Raw genomic sequence first — 16,948 nt, 5'->3', positions numbered from 1 at the left:
ATCCCTTCCCCAGGATAACCAGGGGCGGCAGCCAACCGCGCAGCCACGAATTCCGTCTTCGTACGTAGATACACGTCAAGGATGTCGATTTGCGTCACTCGGCAGGGTCGGTGCCTGTAGCGCGCTGAAGTCAACGCAAAAAATTCCAAACACCCTGAACACCTTAGCGATGAACGCCCCATTTTTCGCGCGCAATCGCCTCCGGCGCGATTGACATAAATCAATGACGGCCAGATTATATTCAACATGGATACGACATATTCAAATAGAATACAAGAAGAAAGCGGCGGCGTCCGCCCGCTCTCCACGGTCCTGAAGACCATGGCGGTGCTGGACGTGCTGGCCTCCAGCGCTCGTGGCATGAAGCTGCCGGAGATCGCATCAGCCATGGAGCTGTCGCGGCCCACCGCCTATCAGCGGCTGTTGACGTTGATCGAAGCTGGCTGGGTCGAGCAGGATCACGAGATGCGCTATCGGCTCTCGATGCACGCCTGCCGGCTTGCGGCGGCGGCCATGGAGCAGGCCAATCTCGGAACGCGGGTTCAGCCGATCATCGAAATGCTGGTTCATCGGGTGAAGGAGACGGCTTCGCTGGCGGTGCTCGATCGCGGGTTGCCTTGCATCGTCTCGCGCGTCGAATCCGAAAGCGTGCTGCGGGCGGAACAGAAGATCGGCACGACCATGTCGCTCGAGGGTTCCGCATCCGGCCGCATCCTGACAGCCTTCGCAGACGAAGTGACGCTCGCCCGCCTGAAGGAGAGCGGCGAACCGCTCGCTTCTGAAGAGCTCCTCGGCGAGGCCCGCGCCAACGGTTACGCCTTGTCGAGCGGCTATACCGATAGCGGCGTCGTCGCAATCGCCGCGCCGATCTTCGATCTCCACGGCAAGTGCACCTCGACGATCTCGCTGGTCATGCCGGAGATGCGCTTCGACCTCGAAAGCTTCCGAGAGCCGCTTCTCGAAACCGCCCGAACCATCACGAAAATGCAGCAGGGAGAACGTTGACGGTCATGACCGCGACTTCCGAACAGGTGGCAACGCCCCGACCGCGCCCAGGCCAAGAGGTGATGAAGAGCTCTCGGCTGGCGGCCATCCAGCCGAGCCGGCTCAGCGGCACACGCGCCTTCATGAACAAGATGATCCGCGAGCGCTGGGACATTTCCAATGTCCTCTTCGACGTGGATGAAAATGCCGAAGGCATCGTCGTCTATTCCATCAAGGCGCCGAACCAGGAATTCTCGTTCATCGGCTTTTCCCGTCCGCCGAGCCGGACGGCGCGCACCGGCCGTATCATCGGCCAGGCCTGGGACATGATGGGCGCGCTGATCGAGGGACCGGCGACCGAAATCGAGATCGAAACGGCGCGGCGGGAGATTCCGAAGCTCTATACGGGCCGGGCGACCGCCGGCACGCTGATCTGGTGCAGGTCGAACCGGTCGATGCGGGTCTTCGACCAGACGCTCGAAGCGCTTGCAGAAGGCCATCAGCCCTCCGTCGCCGATCTTTCCAGGGTCTGCTACCTGATGCGCAATACCGGCCTCGACGGCAACGGCACGTTCGGGACGCGGTCCTTCCCGTCGCTTGGCCCCCGCCATGCGCTCGGCGGCGTGCTGCAGGCCCAGTTGTTGACGGCCTACCTGATGCGGGAGTTCTCCTGCGATCTCGTCGAACATCTCGCCGCAAAGAAATCGGACCAGGCAGTGCGCCTCGACCCACAGCTTCGCCGCTATATCGGCGTCGGCAATGGTTCGGCGCTCGGCCTTATCTTCTTCGTTCACAAACATCCGTGCCTGATCGATGGACTCCTGTCTGCGCGCGAAAGTGCGATTGCGATGGCCCGCGCGCTGAGGCTTGACGCGTCGGATCCCCGCATCGCCAGGCTGCTCGAACTTCTCCGCCAGGCAACAGTGTTCCGCAAACAGGACCAGATGGTCTACGAGACGTTTGCTTCCAGCGCTGAAGTCGCAGCCGGCCTCGAAAAGGTCGTGGCGGCACTCGAAGAATTCCGCCGCAGCGGAACGGTGTTCGGCCGTGCCACGGATTTCCCGCTTGAGGTGCTTGCCGCCCAATTCGAAGCCCACCTCATCCCGGAAGCCTTCGAGACTCTTCTGTCGTTGCTGATCGAACTGGTGCCGGAAGAAGCCGACCGGCTATTGGCAGCCATTGATGCTCCCGACGAATTCAGCATCTCACCGGCCGAGACGGTCGAACAGCTGATTGCGCTCGTCCGTGACGAATATCAGTGGGCGCTCCATACCGACATGGCCGGCCCGGAGGCCTACAAATATGTCTGGTACAAGTCGGAGACGGCGGAGGAACCGCGCCGCGGCGCCCGCGAGGAAGTCCCCGATGCGCTCGATCTCGGCCTCGATGTCTGCGGCGGCATCAAATCCGTTTTTGCCGATCTCGGCAGTGCTCAAGGTTCGCTCAGCATCGCCCGCTTCCTGATGAAACATCCCGAACACCGCTACATGGTGGCGCGCATTCAGAGCCTGCGTGGGCGCGACTATCACACGCCTCGCGCCAACATCAACGCGGAGGCCTTTGTGCCGATCGATCTCGTGCGGCTGATGAATGTCGGCATCCACGGCATCGACAAGACCCGTGATTTCCTGAGCCGCAACCTGCGCGGCGTGCTCTATCACGGCGCTCCGACCCCCGACGATCTGCGCGCCGGCTACTCCGGCACCTGGTATTACCCGACGGAGCCTGTTCTATGAACTCCTCGCATTCATCTCCCACCATGCGCGTCATGCCCCGCGAAATGCGGCTGATGTCGGAGCGGATCCTTTCGCTGAGCAGCCTGCCCAAGGGCTTCTTCCTGACGGTCGGCGACATTCCGATGTATTCGCAAAAGCTCGGACTTGGCGGCTTCAAGCTGTTCGAGCAGCGGTTCGAGAGCTTCAAGTCGGCGGCTCCCGCCCGTATCGCGATTGCCTCCGAAGCCGGCAACCGCATGACGCTCGATGCTTGCGGCGAACACGCGTGGTTCGTCCTGCCGACGGCAATCGATCTTCTCGGTGAGCTGACGGCCCGTTCAGGATCGACGGAACTGACGATTGTCGGCGCTACGGATCCAGAGGAACTTGCGATTGCTGCGCGTTTCGGCGGTCGATCGGGGCTTTCGATCTCCGTATTCGGCAATGTGCTGAAGGCGGTTGCGGCAGCGGTCACCGGCGACGTTCGCAAGGACGATCCTCTTCTCTGGTCGCTTCTGGAAAACGGCGCAGAGATCGAGACCGACCTCTGGTGGCGGATCTACCACCTGGCAAAGCAGGCGCTTGCGACCGACAGCATCGTCTCGCGCCGCCATGCCGGCCCGATGATCGTCAACGAGGACGGCACCGTCATCGGCCGCAAGGACAACGACGACGAGACCGACGTCTCCTTCCTGTCGTCCAGCATTTCCGAACGTATGAAAGAGGGCGCGAGATCATGATCATCGACGGTTTGCAATGCGGGCATTTCGATCGCGCCGCCTTTGAATCCCTGAGGGCAGGGCATGTCGGCGGGGTCGTCAATACCTGCGGCTTCTGGGAAGGCACCGTCGAATCGATGGACTCTATCGGCCGCTGGCGCGACCTGGTGCGCGAAAACTCCGACATTGCCGAGATCGCCCTTACCGCAGCCGACATCACGCGCATTTCCAGCGCAGGCAAGCTCGCGGTCATCATGGGTTTCCAGAACGCCAACCTCTTCGAAGGGCGGATCCGGTTCGTGGAGATGTTTGCCGAACTCGGCGTGCGGGTCGTGCAACTCACCTACAACAACCAGAACGAACTCGGGGGCTCCTGCTACGAGGCCGAGGATTCGGGCCTTGCCCGCTTCGGCAAGGAAGTGGTGCGCGAGATGAATGCCGCCGGCATTCTGGTCGACTGCAGCCATGTCGGCGACCGCACGACACTCGATGCCATCAGGGTCTCCGAAAAGCCGATCGCCGTCACCCATGCCAATGCCCAGTCGTTGTTCATGCACAAGCGCAACAAGTCGGATGACGTCATTCGGGCGCTGAAGGATACCGGCGGGGTGATCGGCTGCGCCGCCTATCGCAACATCACCGGCGACGAGTATTGCGCCTCGATCGAGGCCTGGTGCACGATGGTCGCCCGCACGGTCGATATCGCCGGCATCGATTCCGTCGCGATCGGCACCGACAAGAGCCACAATTTCACCGCCCCGGACTACGCCTGGATGCGCAAGGGCCGCTGGACCCGCGGCGAGGATTATGGGGCGAGCGCCGCCGGCAAGCCGCTCAAGGCCGCGCCGCCGGAATGGTTCCAGAAGGTCGAGGATATCAGGGTGATCCCCGACGGTCTCAGCGCCGTCGGCTTCTCGAAGGAAGAAGTCGCGAAGATCACCCACAGGAACTGGCTGCGGCTCTACGAAGCCACTTTCAGAAAATCATAAAAGAGGAGAACTGCAATGACTGGAATGAAGACATTTCTCATGCCTGACCGCCGCCGTTTCCTGAAGACGGCCGGCGCTGCGATCACCGCCTCGCTTGCCGCTCCCTATCTCGTTCGCGCGCAGGAAAAGATCCTCTACGTGAATACCTGGGGTGGTCCCTGGGAGGCCGCGGCAAAGACGCATCTCATCGATCCGTTCACCGCTGAAACCGGCATCCAGGTGAAGACGGTTTCTCCGGTCTCGTTCGCCAAGCTCGCCCAGCAGGTGAAGACCGGCACCTACGAATTCGACGTCACCACGCTCGGCGGCGGCGAACTGGTTCGCGCCAACCAGGCCGGCATCATCGAAAAACTGACGGAACCCTACAAAGGCGGCCTCTTCGAAAACGGCGTCGCTTCGCATGCGTTCGCAACCGTCATGGCCTGGCGCAAGGATAAATATAAGGACACTCCGAAGACCTGGGCCGATTTCTGGAACGTCGAGAAATTCCCCGGCGGACGCTCGCTGCAGCGTTATGCATCACGCGTCATCCCGATCGCGCTTCTGGCCGACGGCGTCGCGGTCAAGGATCTCTATCCGCTCGATGTGGACCGGGCCTTCAAGTCGCTCGACAAGATCAAGCCGCATATCCGCGTCTGGTGGACTGCCGGCGCCCAGTCGACCCAGATCCTGCGTGACGGAGAGATCGACATGATCGGCATCTGGCACGGCCGTTATTTCGAGGCCGAGAAGGCTGGCGCTCCCGTCGCCATGACCTGGAACCAGGGGGAGATCGAGCGCGCCTACTGGGTTGTCGCGAAGAAGACCCCGAACCTCGAGAACGCCAGGAAATTCGTCGAGTTCGCGACCAGTGCCAAGCCGCTCGCCGGCTTCTCCAAGGCTGCGGACTACGGAGCGCTGAACCCGGCATCCAACCAGTTCGTCGATCCGGCGGATGCCAAGCGCATGCCGACCTCGCCGGACAACTACAAGCTGACCTTCGAGCAGGACATGGCGAATTTGGGCATAGACCCGGCGGAGCTCGCCGAACGTTTCGAGGAGTGGGTCGCGAGCTGATCCACTCTCCTGGATCAACTTGACCTGCTGGACGGCATCGCGCGGAACGACCGCGCGATGCCGCAACGACCCTGCCTGCCATAAAAAGGGAACGGCAATGGGCATCAGCCTTTCAAAACTGACGGAAAAGACGAACATCTGGCCCTGGCTGCTGCTGGCGCCGCTCGGCATCTACATGCTGATCTTCTTCGCCGTGCCGCTCGTCGATGTGGCGATCATGAGCTTCACCGAGCCGAAGGTCTCGTTTGCGAACTACCAGAAGGTCCTCACAGGAGCGCTTTACCAGCGCGTCTTCCTGAACACCTTTACGACTGCGGCCTTCGTCACGCTCTGCTGCCTCCTGGTCGGTTATCCGCTGGCCTATCTGATGGCGCATTCCAAGCCGCGCACGGCAATGCTGATCCTGCTGCTCGTTACCATGAGCTTCTGGACGAGCTTCCTCGTCCGCACCTATTCGTGGATGGTTCTGCTCGGCAATAACGGTCCGCTGATTGCCTTCCTGCAGATGATCGGCGTCGACAACCCGCCGCAGCTTCTCTTCACGCGGTTCTCCTCGACGCTCGCCATGGTGCATATCCTGGCACCCTACATGATCATGAACATCTACACGGTCATGAAGAAGATCGACCCGGCGCTGATCCGCTCGGCGGAAAGCCTCGGCGCCAAGGGCTGGTCGCTGTTCCGACATGTCTACCTGCCGTTGACGGCGCCCGGCATCGCCAACGGTTCCGTCCTGGTCTTCGTCATCTGCCTCGGGTTCTATGTGACGCCGGTTCTGCTCGGCAGCCCGCGCGAGCAGATGGTCGCCGGTCTGATCGGCCACCAGATCGAGGAGTTTCTCGCCTTCGGTCTGGGCTCCGCCATGGCGATGATCCTGCTCGTCGTGACGCTCATCATCCTCACCATCTATCATCGCCGCTTCGGCCTCGACAAACTCTGGGGGTGACCGAACATGAACACGTTCATGCGCTGGGCCGGTTTCATCGTCGTGCTCTTCATTGCCGCACCGCTCGTCATCGTCGTGCCGATGTCGTTTTCGAATGCGAGTTCGCTGCAGTTCCCGCCGCCGGGCTATTGGCTCGGTTATTATCGCGCTTATTTCACCAACGCGGACTGGCTGATACCCACCTGGAACAGCATCCTGATCGCGACCGCCACCACCATCCTCACAATGGCCCTGGTCGTGCCTGCGACCTTCGCCCTGGTGCGCCACAAGTTTCGCGGCAAGGGTTTTGCCGATCTGATGATGCTGATGCCGATGGCGGTGCCGCATATCGTCATGGCGGTCGGCTATTATTCCTATTTCGGCGATCTCGGGCTGGTGCACAGCCATCTCGGCGTCATCCTGGCGCATACCTGCCTGTCTGTCCCGATCGCTTTCCTCGTCCTTTCGGCCAATCTCAAGGGTTTCGACCGAAACCTTGAACGGGCCGCGCAGAGCCTCGGCGCCAGTCCGGCGAAGACCTTCCTGCACGTGACACTGCCGATCCTGCGGCCGGGGCTGGTCATCAGCTCGCTTTTCGCCTTCATCCAGTCCTTCGACGAGACTGTAGTAGCGATCTTCATCTCGGGCCGCGATGCCGAGACCCTGCCGCGCAAGATGTTCGACAGCATCCGTCAGGAGGCCGACCCGGTGATTGCCGTCATCTCGACGCTGCTCTTCGTCGTCGTGCTGGTCGGCATCGCGGCTCCTTATTTCGCCAGCGCGCTGCGCAGCCGCGCTCCCAAGCCGAGCCGGCCGGCCGGCGCACATTGAACATACCCAAGGGCTTCCCCAAGGACTTCCAATGACGAACTACCTGCAACTCTCCAACATCACCAAGGCCTACGGGCATTTCACGGCGCTCGACAATGTCAGCCTGTCGGTCGACAAGGGGGAGTTCGTGACCTTCCTGGGGCCGAGTGGCTCGGGCAAGACGACGACCCTGATGATCATTGCCGGTTTCGAAAAGGCGAGCAGCGGTAAGGTGGAAATCGATGGTCGGTCGATCTCCGAGCTTGCGCCGCATGAGCGCAATATCGGCATCGTGTTCCAGAACTACGCCTTGTTTCCGCACAAGACGGCGGTCGAAAACGTCTATTTTCCCCTGCAGATGCGTGGCGTCAGCCGTTCGCAGGGCCTGAGGCAGGCGGAGGATATGCTGTCTCTCGTCGGCCTCAAGGGTTTTGGTCATCGTCATCCGAAGGAACTGTCCGGCGGGCAGCAGCAGCGAGTCGCGCTGGCTCGCGCCCTTGTTTTCGAGCCTTCACTGCTTCTGCTCGACGAGCCGCTCGGCGCGCTCGACAAGAACCTGCGTGAGCAGATGCAGATCGAGATCAAGCGCATCCAGCGCAGCCTCGGCGTGACGACCATCTTCGTGACCCACGACCAGTCGGAAGCCATGTCGATGTCCGATCGCATCGTGGTGTTCGAGAAGGGACGCATCGAGCAGGTCGCAGCGCCGCTGGATATCTACCATCGCCCGCAGACCTCCTTCGTCGCTTCCTTCATCGGCGAGAGCAACCTGATCCCGGCAATCATTACCAGCGGGGCCGGCAAAACGGCCGAAAACCCGACGCTTGGAGCCTTCCAATACGCTGGGAAGGATGCTCTTGCCGACGGCCAGAAGGTGACGCTTCTGATCCGCCCGGAGCATATCAAGCTGTCGCGCAGCCCGGTCGAGGGCAGCAAGAACGTCCGCATGATCGTCGAGACGATCGTCAACTACGGCGACAATGCGCTCGTGATCGGACGGGCAGGGGATATCCCCATGCGAGTCAGGGTGCTCGGCGCCGATGTGGTGATCATCAAGGAAGGCGAGGAATGCTGTATCAGCTGGGCGCCGGACGCGGTCTTCGTGATCACCAAATAGGGTTGCACTCGAAGAATCTCGTAAACTTGACGACGCCTCACGTCAGCAAACGCTATTCCGCTCCTCCGTTCAAAGCATATGTTGCGCCTCGAGGTCGAAACCCTACAGCAGCTCGTATTTTTTCAGGATCTCTCTTATTTTCTCGTCCTGAGCCTCGTCTGGAAGCAGGGCAGGTTGCCTGCTCGCGCCGACTGATTTGTCCTGCAGGTAAAGCGAACGCTTGACCATGGCGGGTGCAAAACCCAGCGCATAGAGCTCCGTGCGAAAGGCCGTATAGATCGCCTGCTGACGCTCCGCTTCCGCAATGTCGCCTGAGTTGAAGGCTGCAAGGATGCCGGCGAGCACGTGCGGCAGCGCGTTTCCGAGGCCTGATATGCAGCCAGCCGCACCGTTCTGCAGCGACCACAGGACGAGGTGGTCGGGACCGGAGTAGACCTCGAAGCCCGGGTTTTCTTTCGAGACCTGAAGGTAGGCTGCCAGAGTTTCCTGAGCGCCGCCAGAATCCTTGATGCCGGCTATATTGCCGTGCCCGGCAAGCTTTGCGGCCGTCGCCGGCTCGATATGGTTCTGGGTCCGGGCGGGGATGTCATAGAGATAGACCGGCGTCTTGACCGTATCCGCGACCGTCGAGAAATGGCGGACCAGCCCATCCTGGGTGCAGGCGATGAAGAAGGGGGTGATGACGGCGATGCCGTCGACGCCGATCCTGTCAAACTCTCTGGCGAGTTGCACCGTCTCGAAGGTTGCCGGCATCCCGGCATTGACGATGACTTTGGCGCGACCCGCAACCTCGTCAACCACGTGTTCGGTCAGGCGGATCTTTTCTTCGTGGGTGAGAGCCGTGAAATCGCCGTTGGTGCCGGCGCACATGATGTTGTTGCCCGCCGCCACCTGCCGGCGCACCTGGGCGCGGGTCGCCTCGAAATTGATCGTCTCGTCTTCGTTGAAGCAGGTCACGAGTGCGACAAAGGCATTTCTGGTCATTCAATCAACTCCGCTTATCCGCCCTTCGGCGGTGTGTCATGCACGTTTGAGACGGGCTGCCCGGTGTTCGGCCTGAACATCCGGGTCCGGATCGAGGCTCGCCGCCAGGAGCGCTTTTGTATAGGCTTCACGGGGCGCCTCGAAGATCTCCCGGACCGTTCCCATTTCCACCACTTCGCCCTTCTGCATCACCATGACGTAATCCGCGAAGTCGCGAACGACGGGCAGGTCGTGGGCGATGAAGATGAAGGAGATGCCCATGTCCCGGCGCAGCTTGTCGAGAAGCGCGATGACCTGGGCCTGCACCGACACGTCGAGCGCCGATACCGCCTCGTCGCAGACGATGAGCTGCGGTTCGAGCGCAAGCGCGCGAGCGATTGCAATCCTCTGCCGCTGGCCGCCCGAGAACTGGTGCGGATAACGGCTCATGTGCTCGGCCGAAAGGCCCACCTGTAGCAGCAGTTCCGCGACCCGTTCCCGCCAACGGCGTTTGGGAAGGATATCGGGATGGATGGCCCATGCTTCGGATACGAGCTGGAACACCGTCATGCGCGGATTGAGAGATTGGGTGGGATCCTGGAACACCATCTGGAGGTCGCGCCGGAGCTTGTAGAGTTCCGATGGCGAGAGCTGAAAAAGATCGCGCCCCTTCCAGTGTGCCGTGCCGGCGTCCGGCTCGTCCAGCCTCAGGAGAACACGGGCGAGAGTCGATTTTCCCGAGCCGCTTTCCCCGACGATCGCCATGGTCTCGCCAGCCCTGAGGTCGAACGAGACGCCCTTCAGCGCATCGAAAGAGCCGTAGCGTTTGCGTATGTCCCGGACGCTGAGCATCGGTTCGCCCGAACGTTGTGCGATGTGCATCTCGCCTTTTCCGGGGGCGGCGCCGATCAGCTTTTTGGTATAGGGATGCGTCGGGTTCTTGTAGACGTCGCGGACCGTGCCGGTCTCGACCAGCTCGCCCTTTTCCATGACGACCACGCGATCGGCGATTTCGGCCACCACGCCGAGATCGTGGGTGATGATCAGCACGCCCATGCCGGTTTCCCGCTGCAACTCCTTCAACAGCGCCAGCACCTCGGCCTGGACCGTCACGTCAAGCGCGGTGGTAGGCTCATCGGCAATCAGCAGATCGGGGCGCAGCGCAAGCGCCATCGCAATCATCACCCGCTGACGCTGGCCGCCGGAAAATTCGTGCGGATATTTGCCCATGGCGCCTTCCGGATCGGGAATGCCGACCCGCGTCAAGAGGCGCAAAGCTTCGCTCCTGGCCTGTTCGGCCGGCATGCCATGGGTCGTCATCGCCTCGCGGATCTGCCATCCGACGGTATAGACCGGGTTCAGATGGCTGAGCGGGTCCTGAAAGATCATGGCGATCCGCCGCCCGTTTGCCTCGCGGCGCGCCTGGGGCGGCATGGTCAGCAGGTCCTTGCCGTCAAGCAGGATCTGCCCGGCGCTGATCCGCCCGGGCGGCATGTCGATGAGGTTCATGATCGCCGCTGACGAAACCGACTTGCCGGACCCGCTTTCACCGAGGATCGCCAGCGTCTCGCCGCGGTCGAGATGATAGGAGATGTTTCGCACGGCATGCACGACGCCGGCGGCCGTGTGGAATTCGACCGAGAGGTTGCGGACTTCCAGCAGGTGCTCAGCCATTCTTTCGGCCTTTCATTTCCAGGCGCCAGCGCTGAACGGGGTCGAGCGCGATGCGCAGCCAGTTCGACAAAAGGTTGAGCGACAAGGTGGTCATGATGATTGCCAGCCCGGGCCAGAACGAGAGCCACCAGGCATTGGTAAGATACTGGCGTCCCTGGGAAATCATTAGGCCCCAGGTGATCGCGGGAGGCTGGATGCCGATGCCGAGGAAGGACAACGCGCTTTCGGCAAGCATGACATAGGCGAAGTCCAGCGTCGCCAGCGTGGTAAGCGTCGGGAAAACGACCGGCAGGATGTGGCGGAACAGGATGCGGTTCTGCGAAGCGCCCATCACCCGCGCTGCCTGCACGAACATCCGCTCGCGGATTTCCAGCACCTCGGCGCGGGTGGTGCGCAGGTAAACGGGGATGCGGGTGATCGACAGGACGGCGACCAGGTTCAGGATCGAGGAACCCAAGAGATAAAGGACGATCACCGCAATCAACAGCGAGGGGAAGGACATGATCACGTCCGCCAGGCGCATGATCACCTGCCCGACGCGAGGTGATGAAAACCCGGCGACGAGGCCGAGCAGAGTACCGGTGACCGACGACAGGATCACCGCGCCGGCGGCGACCATGATCGTATTCTGCGTCGCGACGATGATGCGGGCGAGCAGCGGCCGGCCGAGAGCGTCGGCCCCCATCCACCATACCCATTCACGGCTCCAGTCGAACGGTGCGAGGTTGCGGCCACGCAGATTCTGCTTGGTGGCGAGCTCACCGAGCCAGGACGGCCCGATCAGGGCAAGCACGATGATGACGAGCAGGAAGATGACCGCGCAGAGCGCGAATTTGTCGGCCCAGAGCATTCGCGCCATGCGGACCGGGAAGGCGGGCTCGTGGGTGATCGTCGTATCGGAGGTGGAAACACTCATCGTTGCGCTCCTCAATGACGGATGCGCGGATCGAGAAGCGCATAGGCAAGGTCGATCAGCAGGTTCATGAGGAAGATCGCCAGCGCGGTCACCAGGATCGCGGCAAGGACGACGTTGAAATCCCGCTGCAGGATCGAGTCGATCATCAGCTTGCCGACCCCCGGGAAACCGAAGATGGTCTCGACCACCACTGCGCCGTTCAGGAGGCTCGCTGCCTGGTCCCCGATGACGGTGATGACCGGCAGCATGGCGTTGCGCAGTGCGTGGATGAAGATGATCGGGCCGGCCTTGACGCCTTTTGCGCGGGCCGTCTTCACATAGGCGGAGGATAGGGCGCCGATCATCGAGCCGCGCACCACCTGCACGATAATGCCGAAGGGACGGACGAACAGCACGCCGATCGGCAGGATCCAGTGCAGGATCGACCCCGTACCGGAGGTCGGTAGCCATGCGAGGTTAACGGAGAAGACGACGATCGCGACGATGGCCAGCCAGAAATCGGGAACCGACGCGCCAACGAGTGAGATGATCGAGGAGAGCCGGTCGAAGAAACCACCGGAACGAAAAGCGGCGAGCGAGCCGACGACGATGGCGGCCGCCGTGACGAGCGACATGGTGATCACGGCAAGCCAGAGCGTCCACACGAAGGCTTCCGTCACCACACCCAGCGCCGGCCGTGCCTTGCGCAACGATTCACCGAGATTCCCGGTCACCACGTCGCCGACATAACGTCCGAACTGCACCATCAGCGGGTCGTTCAACCCGTGAAGTTCGCGGAACTGTTGCTTCATTTCGGCCGAAGCTTCGACGGGCAGGAAGAGCGCGGCCGGATCGCCGGTCAGGCGGGACAGGAAGAACACCAGCACGAGCAGCCCGACCAGTGAAATCAAGCTCGCCACGGAGCGCTTACGAATGAAACTGAGCATGTCGCCCTCGACTATTATGGCGGCGGATAGGTACCCGCCGCCTTTGGGTCGTGATTGGAAATCCGGCAGCCGGTTCCCGCTGACTATTTGATGCCGATCTCGGACAATTGCAGCATCGAATTTGTAGCGATCGTCGGTTTGAATTCGATACGCGGCGAAACTCGCGAGAAGCCGACCATGTGGAAGAGAAGGGCGTCTGCAACCACGTCGTCATGCAGGTAGGCGATCAGCTGCGACCAGAGCTTCGCACGTTCGTCGCCGACTGCCGCCGAGGCGCGCTTGATCAGGTCGTCGACCTTGGGGTCGGAAAAGCCCGATTGCGTACCCTGAGAGGCATATTTGAAGAACATGGTGAAGGACGGATCACCCTTGGAGTTGTCGTGCATGGCGGCGACGATGATCGGGCCACGACCTTCCTTGAAAGGCTTGGAATAGTAGCTCTCGTGCTCGGCCACTTCGACAAACTTCAGATCGACCTTGAAGCCGACTTCCTGGAGCTGCGACTGAACCGCTTCCATGATTTCGGTGACGTTCGGGAAGTTTGCCGTGCGGGCGATCAGCGTGATCGGCGTATCGACCTTCACGCCGGCGGCCTTGGCCTCCGCGAGAAGCTTCTTGGCACCTGCTGGATCATAGGGGAACACCTTGACGTCCGGGTTCCAGCCCTGCGTGGTCGGCGGAACCAGCGCCGTCGCCAGCACGGCACCATCCGGCACCAGTGTGCCGATAAACGCCTGACGATCGATGGCCAGATTGAGCGCCTTGCGAACCCGCACGTCGTTCAGCGGCTGAATGTTGTGGTCGAGACGCAGATAGACCGTCTCGCTGTCGAGATAGGAGAAATCGGTCTTCGGATCGGTTGCATCCAGCTGCGAGATCGACGGAGAAAGGTCCGCTTCACCGGCCTTCACCATCGCCGCACGCACCGACGGATCGGAGCGGAAGAGATAGGTCGCCTCGGTCACCTGCGGCTTGGCGCCCCAGTAGTCGCTGCGGGCGGCCAACACGATCTGCTGACCCGGCGTCCAGTTCTTCAGCGCATAGGGGCCGGTTCCGATCGGCTCGCGAATGAATGCAAGCGGGGTTTCTTCCGGAACGATCGTCACCAGCGACATCAGCAAAGGCAGGATCGGCTGGGCCGGGTCCGCCTTGAAATCGATCGTGTAGGGATCGACGACATTGGCGCTGATCTTCATGCCGCCGAAATAGCGGCGGGATTCGCAGGCGTTCTTGTCGCTCATCACGCGGTCGAAGCTATGCTTCACATCCTTGGCGTCGAACGTCGTCCCGTTGGAGAACTTGACGCCCTGGCGGAGATGGAACCGCCAGCTGCCGTCCTGGGTCTGCTCCCATTTTTCGGCAAGGCGCGGCATGACGCCCTTCTTGCCGCGAACATCGAGCTCGGTCAGGGTTTCGCTGACATTCTCCATGATGATACGGCCGATATTGGAACGGGTCGCCATGCAAGGCTCCAGCAGATCGGCCTCTTCGGGCAGCACGATCTTGATAGGACCGGACCCTGCGTAAGCCGGCGCAAGCGCAGATCCCAGGATCAGCGCGGTCATCAGCATCTTCTTCATGTGGCTCACCTCCCAAGTGAATATAAATTGATCAGACACCGTCCCGATCGACCTGCCGTGGCCCGGTGGATGAACGGCTGATTTGGTGATTGGCGAGCCGACCTGTGAAGGAAGACCGATGGCGATTTAGAGGCTCTATCGTGGAGTATTCGGAGCTTGGACCGAAAATTTCTCCCGACGGCAGGGCCACATATTTCGCTGCACCGCGATCGCCTACTCCTCCTGTGCTATTCTCCCCAAACCATGTTCCGTCCTGCGCACTTTGTCAAATTGTTTTGTGATGTAATTTTTCGAGAAAAATTCATTCTTAAAAATACCGTTATTTTCCATATTGTTATGCTGATGACAATACCCGAAATCCGCGGCTTATGCATATTATAAAACTTGACAACTTTGTGTTTCTGGCAATTCTCAACGCCGAGAGGAGAGCTTTATGAGCCCTGATGAAATAGCGGCAGCAATGACCGGCACGGTACGGATGATGACCGCCGGCAGGCGCGAAGCCTTCCTGCCTTCCCCCATGGTGCAGAACCATGCAAGCTTCCTGCATCTCCTGGCCGACGGCGCGTTGATCTGCGCCTGGTTCGGTGGCTCGCTGGAAGGCAAGTCCGACATATCCATTTTCGCGTCCGTCCTCGTGCCCGGCTCGGATCTTTGGGGCCCGCCGCAGCGGCTGAGCTTCGATGACGCACATTCGGAGCAGAACCCGGTTCTGTTTACCGCGCCCGATGGCCGGCTCTGGCTTTTCCACACGTCGCAGCCTTCCGGTAATCAGGACGAATGCTGTATCCGGATGGCCGAGATCCGGCGCGATCAAAGCGACCCGACAAGGCTGACAGCGGAGGCGGGCACCTATCTCGGACTGCCGAAAGGATGTTTTATCCGGGCTCAGCTGACGGTGCGGGATGACGGCGCATGGCTTTTGCCGATCTTCCGCTGCGTTCAACGGCCGGGCCAGAAGTGGAATGGAAGCCATGACACGGCGGCAATCGGGTTATCGACAGATGCCGGGAAAACCTGGCGCCTCGAAGAATTGCCGCAATCGACCGGCTGCGTCCACATGAGTCCCGTTGCCTTGCCGACAGGCGGTCTTGCGGCATTTTTCCGCCGAAGGCAGGCGGATTTCGTCTATCGGAGCGAAAGCGCCGACGGCGGCCGATCCTGGTCGGTGCCCGAGGCAACGGATGTGCCGAACAACAATTCCTCGATCGCGGTTATTCGGTTGAAGGACGGTCGGCTTGCGATGATCTGCAACCCGGTAAACGCGGCTCAGTCGAACGATCGCCGTGCTTCGCTTTACGACGAACTCGGCGAGAGTGACGAAAGACCCGATGCCGATCCCACGGGCGGCTGCGTGCCCGTCTGGGGTGTGCCGCGGGCGCCGGTCTGTGTCTGCATTTCGAATGATGGTGGTCTAGGCTTCCCAGTCCGTATCCTGATCGAAGACGGGCCGGGCACCTGCCTGTCCAACGATTCCACCGATGGCCGGAACAAGGAAATGTCCTATCCGTGGCTACTGGAAGCGCCGGACGGGACGTTGCACATCGCCTATACCTATCACAGGCGGGCAATCAAATACGTGAGCCTGGCTTCGGGCTGGGCAGACGCGACTGACGGGAGAATTTGATGAGCAATATCATTGGTATCACCATGGGGGACCCCTGTGGCGTCGGTCCGGAAGTAACAGTCAAGGCGCTGGCCGAGATGTCGGACGCCGATCGCTCCGCAACGCGGGTCTACGGCAATCTGCCGACACTGGAGGCGGCCCGCGATGCGGTCGGGGTCGCGCTCGACCTCACGCCTTACGTGGTCGATCTTCTGGTGGAGGGAGCGCCTCTGCCCTGGGGGCAGTTGTCGGCGGTCGCCGGCGATGCGGCGTTCCGCTTCATCGAGCGCGCCGTACGCGATGCCGAGGCCGGCTCGATCGGCTGCATCGTCACCGCGCCCATCAACAAGGAAGCGCTCAACCTTGCGGGCCATCACTACGATGGTCACACGGGCATGTTGCGCAGCCTTACCGGTTCGGCAGCGGCATACATGCTGCTGGCGTCCGATCGCCTGAAGGTGATCCATGTCTCCACGCACGTCTCCCTGCAGGAAGCTATCCGGCGCGCCACGACGGAACGGGTTCTGGCGACGATCCGCGCCGGTGACGCGCATCTGAAGCGCATCGGTTATGAGCGTCCGCGCATTGCGGTTGCCGGCATCAATCCCCATTGCGGCGAAAACGGTCTCTTCGGCACGGAGGACGACGATCAGATCGCGCCGGCCGTGGCGGCCGCTCGCGCCGAAGGCATCGAGGTTCATGGTCCGATTTCCGCCGATACGGTTTTCCACCGGGCCTATTCGGGCGCCTTCGACCTAGTCGTCGCGCAGTATCACGATCAGGGTCATATCCCGATCAAGCTCGTCGCCTTCGACACGGCCGTCAACGTTTCTGTCGATCTGCCGATCGACCGCACCTCCGTCGATCACGGCACCGCGTTCGATATCGCCGGCAAGGGGATCGCCAATCACGGCAACATGAATTCTGCTATCGCCTACGCGCGCAAGCTCGTGGCGGGGGTCCGGTAA

The 16,948-nt window shown here is 61.4% G+C and carries 15 protein-coding genes; 10 read left to right on the top strand and 5 right to left on the bottom strand.

Translation table 11 applies throughout. The features are described from left to right. The first annotated feature begins 246 nt into the window (after positions 1–246). The 8 genes from LZK81_RS22985 to LZK81_RS22950 all read left to right on the top strand — a co-directional run bounded on the left by LZK81_RS22985 (position 247) and on the right by LZK81_RS22950 (position 8,315). Positions 247–1,005, top strand: a complete 759-nt coding sequence (locus LZK81_RS22985) for an IclR family transcriptional regulator (protein ID WP_233957400.1) — start codon at positions 247–249, stop codon at positions 1,003–1,005. Between the two features lie 5 nt (positions 1,006–1,010). Further along, complete coding sequence (locus LZK81_RS22980) at positions 1,011–2,720, top strand: hypothetical protein (RefSeq protein WP_233957399.1); 1,710 nt, start codon at positions 1,011–1,013, stop codon at positions 2,718–2,720. After that, the gene (locus LZK81_RS22975; RefSeq protein ID WP_233957398.1) at positions 2,717–3,439 is read left to right on the top strand and encodes a hypothetical protein; all 723 of its coding nucleotides are present in this window, start codon (positions 2,717–2,719) and stop codon (positions 3,437–3,439) included. The genes LZK81_RS22980 and LZK81_RS22975 overlap by 4 nt, the downstream gene beginning before the upstream one ends. Continuing rightward, positions 3,436–4,407: a dipeptidase gene (locus LZK81_RS22970; protein WP_233957397.1), complete on the top strand. Its 972-nt coding sequence runs from the start codon at positions 3,436–3,438 to the stop codon at positions 4,405–4,407. The genes LZK81_RS22975 and LZK81_RS22970 overlap by 4 nt, the downstream gene beginning before the upstream one ends. A 15-nt stretch (positions 4,408–4,422) precedes the next feature. Then, positions 4,423–5,463 carry an ABC transporter substrate-binding protein gene (locus LZK81_RS22965; protein WP_233957396.1) on the top strand — a complete coding sequence of 347 codons (1,041 nt, stop codon included), beginning with the start codon at positions 4,423–4,425 and terminating at the stop codon, positions 5,461–5,463. 97 nt (positions 5,464–5,560) lie between these two features. Continuing rightward, positions 5,561–6,409 (top strand): ABC transporter permease, encoded by an 849-nt coding sequence (locus LZK81_RS22960; RefSeq protein WP_233957395.1) that lies wholly within the window; start codon positions 5,561–5,563, stop codon positions 6,407–6,409. 6 nt (positions 6,410–6,415) lie between these two features. Next, positions 6,416–7,219, top strand: coding sequence for an ABC transporter permease (locus LZK81_RS22955; protein ID WP_233957394.1), 804 nt, complete (start codon positions 6,416–6,418; stop codon positions 7,217–7,219). Between the two features lie 31 nt (positions 7,220–7,250). Then, positions 7,251–8,315, top strand: a complete 1,065-nt coding sequence (locus tag LZK81_RS22950) for an ABC transporter ATP-binding protein (RefSeq protein WP_233957393.1) — start codon at positions 7,251–7,253, stop codon at positions 8,313–8,315. Between the two features lie 102 nt (positions 8,316–8,417). Here LZK81_RS22950 and LZK81_RS22945 read toward each other — a convergent pair whose 3' ends face one another. The 5 genes from LZK81_RS22945 to LZK81_RS22925 form a co-directional block, all read right to left on the bottom strand. Then, positions 8,418–9,299, bottom strand: coding sequence for a dihydrodipicolinate synthase family protein (locus LZK81_RS22945; protein WP_233957392.1), 882 nt, complete (start codon positions 9,297–9,299; stop codon positions 8,418–8,420). A 36-nt stretch (positions 9,300–9,335) separates the two neighbouring features. Next, positions 9,336–10,952, bottom strand: coding sequence for an ABC transporter ATP-binding protein (locus LZK81_RS22940; RefSeq protein WP_233957391.1), 1,617 nt, complete (start codon positions 10,950–10,952; stop codon positions 9,336–9,338). Beyond that, positions 10,945–11,868: an ABC transporter permease gene (locus LZK81_RS22935; protein ID WP_233957390.1), complete on the bottom strand. Its 924-nt coding sequence runs from the start codon at positions 11,866–11,868 to the stop codon at positions 10,945–10,947. Before LZK81_RS22935 ends, LZK81_RS22940 begins: the two co-directional genes overlap by 8 nt. A gap of 11 nt (positions 11,869–11,879) precedes the next feature. Next, positions 11,880–12,794, bottom strand: a complete 915-nt coding sequence (locus LZK81_RS22930) for an ABC transporter permease (protein WP_233957389.1) — start codon at positions 12,792–12,794, stop codon at positions 11,880–11,882. Positions 12,795–12,877: 83 nt separating this feature from the next. Next, positions 12,878–14,374, bottom strand: a complete 1,497-nt coding sequence (locus tag LZK81_RS22925; protein WP_233957388.1) for an ABC transporter substrate-binding protein — start codon at positions 14,372–14,374, stop codon at positions 12,878–12,880. 433 nt (positions 14,375–14,807) lie between these two features. Between LZK81_RS22925 and LZK81_RS22920 the strand changes: the two genes are divergently transcribed. Both LZK81_RS22920 and pdxA read left to right on the top strand, forming a co-directional pair. Beyond that, positions 14,808–16,001: a sialidase family protein gene (locus LZK81_RS22920; RefSeq protein WP_233957387.1), complete on the top strand. Its 1,194-nt coding sequence runs from the start codon at positions 14,808–14,810 to the stop codon at positions 15,999–16,001. Beyond that, entirely contained in the window at positions 16,001–16,948 is a 948-nt protein-coding gene (pdxA, locus tag LZK81_RS22915; protein WP_233957386.1) for a 4-hydroxythreonine-4-phosphate dehydrogenase PdxA, read from the top strand. Before LZK81_RS22920 ends, pdxA begins: the two co-directional genes overlap by 1 nt.

Source organism: Neorhizobium galegae (assembly GCF_021391675.1).
GTDB lineage: Bacteria > Pseudomonadota > Alphaproteobacteria > Rhizobiales > Rhizobiaceae > Neorhizobium > Neorhizobium galegae_B.
This window is presented reverse-complemented; position numbering and strand designations above follow the sequence as displayed.

Bases quoted from the DNA above. Each gene is read 5' to 3' on its own strand.
- LZK81_RS22985 (WP_233957400.1), top strand. From the start codon at position 247: ATGGATACGACATATTCAAATAGAATACAAGAAGAAAGCGGCGGCGTC.
- LZK81_RS22980 (WP_233957399.1), top strand. From the start codon at position 1,011: ATGACCGCGACTTCCGAACAGGTGGCAACGCCCCGACCGCGCCCAGGC.
- LZK81_RS22975 (WP_233957398.1), top strand. From the start codon at position 2,717: ATGAACTCCTCGCATTCATCTCCCACCATGCGCGTCATGCCCCGCGAA.
- LZK81_RS22970 (WP_233957397.1), top strand. From the start codon at position 3,436: ATGATCATCGACGGTTTGCAATGCGGGCATTTCGATCGCGCCGCCTTT.
- LZK81_RS22965 (WP_233957396.1), top strand. From the start codon at position 4,423: ATGACTGGAATGAAGACATTTCTCATGCCTGACCGCCGCCGTTTCCTG.
- LZK81_RS22960 (WP_233957395.1), top strand. From the start codon at position 5,561: ATGGGCATCAGCCTTTCAAAACTGACGGAAAAGACGAACATCTGGCCC.
- LZK81_RS22955 (WP_233957394.1), top strand. From the start codon at position 6,416: ATGAACACGTTCATGCGCTGGGCCGGTTTCATCGTCGTGCTCTTCATT.
- LZK81_RS22950 (WP_233957393.1), top strand. From the start codon at position 7,251: ATGACGAACTACCTGCAACTCTCCAACATCACCAAGGCCTACGGGCAT.
- LZK81_RS22945 (WP_233957392.1), bottom strand. From the start codon at position 9,299: ATGACCAGAAATGCCTTTGTCGCACTCGTGACCTGCTTCAACGAAGAC.
- LZK81_RS22940 (WP_233957391.1), bottom strand. From the start codon at position 10,952: ATGGCTGAGCACCTGCTGGAAGTCCGCAACCTCTCGGTCGAATTCCAC.
- LZK81_RS22935 (WP_233957390.1), bottom strand. From the start codon at position 11,868: ATGAGTGTTTCCACCTCCGATACGACGATCACCCACGAGCCCGCCTTC.
- LZK81_RS22930 (WP_233957389.1), bottom strand. From the start codon at position 12,794: ATGCTCAGTTTCATTCGTAAGCGCTCCGTGGCGAGCTTGATTTCACTG.
- LZK81_RS22925 (WP_233957388.1), bottom strand. From the start codon at position 14,374: ATGAAGAAGATGCTGATGACCGCGCTGATCCTGGGATCTGCGCTTGCG.
- LZK81_RS22920 (WP_233957387.1), top strand. From the start codon at position 14,808: ATGAGCCCTGATGAAATAGCGGCAGCAATGACCGGCACGGTACGGATG.
- pdxA (WP_233957386.1), top strand. From the start codon at position 16,001: ATGAGCAATATCATTGGTATCACCATGGGGGACCCCTGTGGCGTCGGT.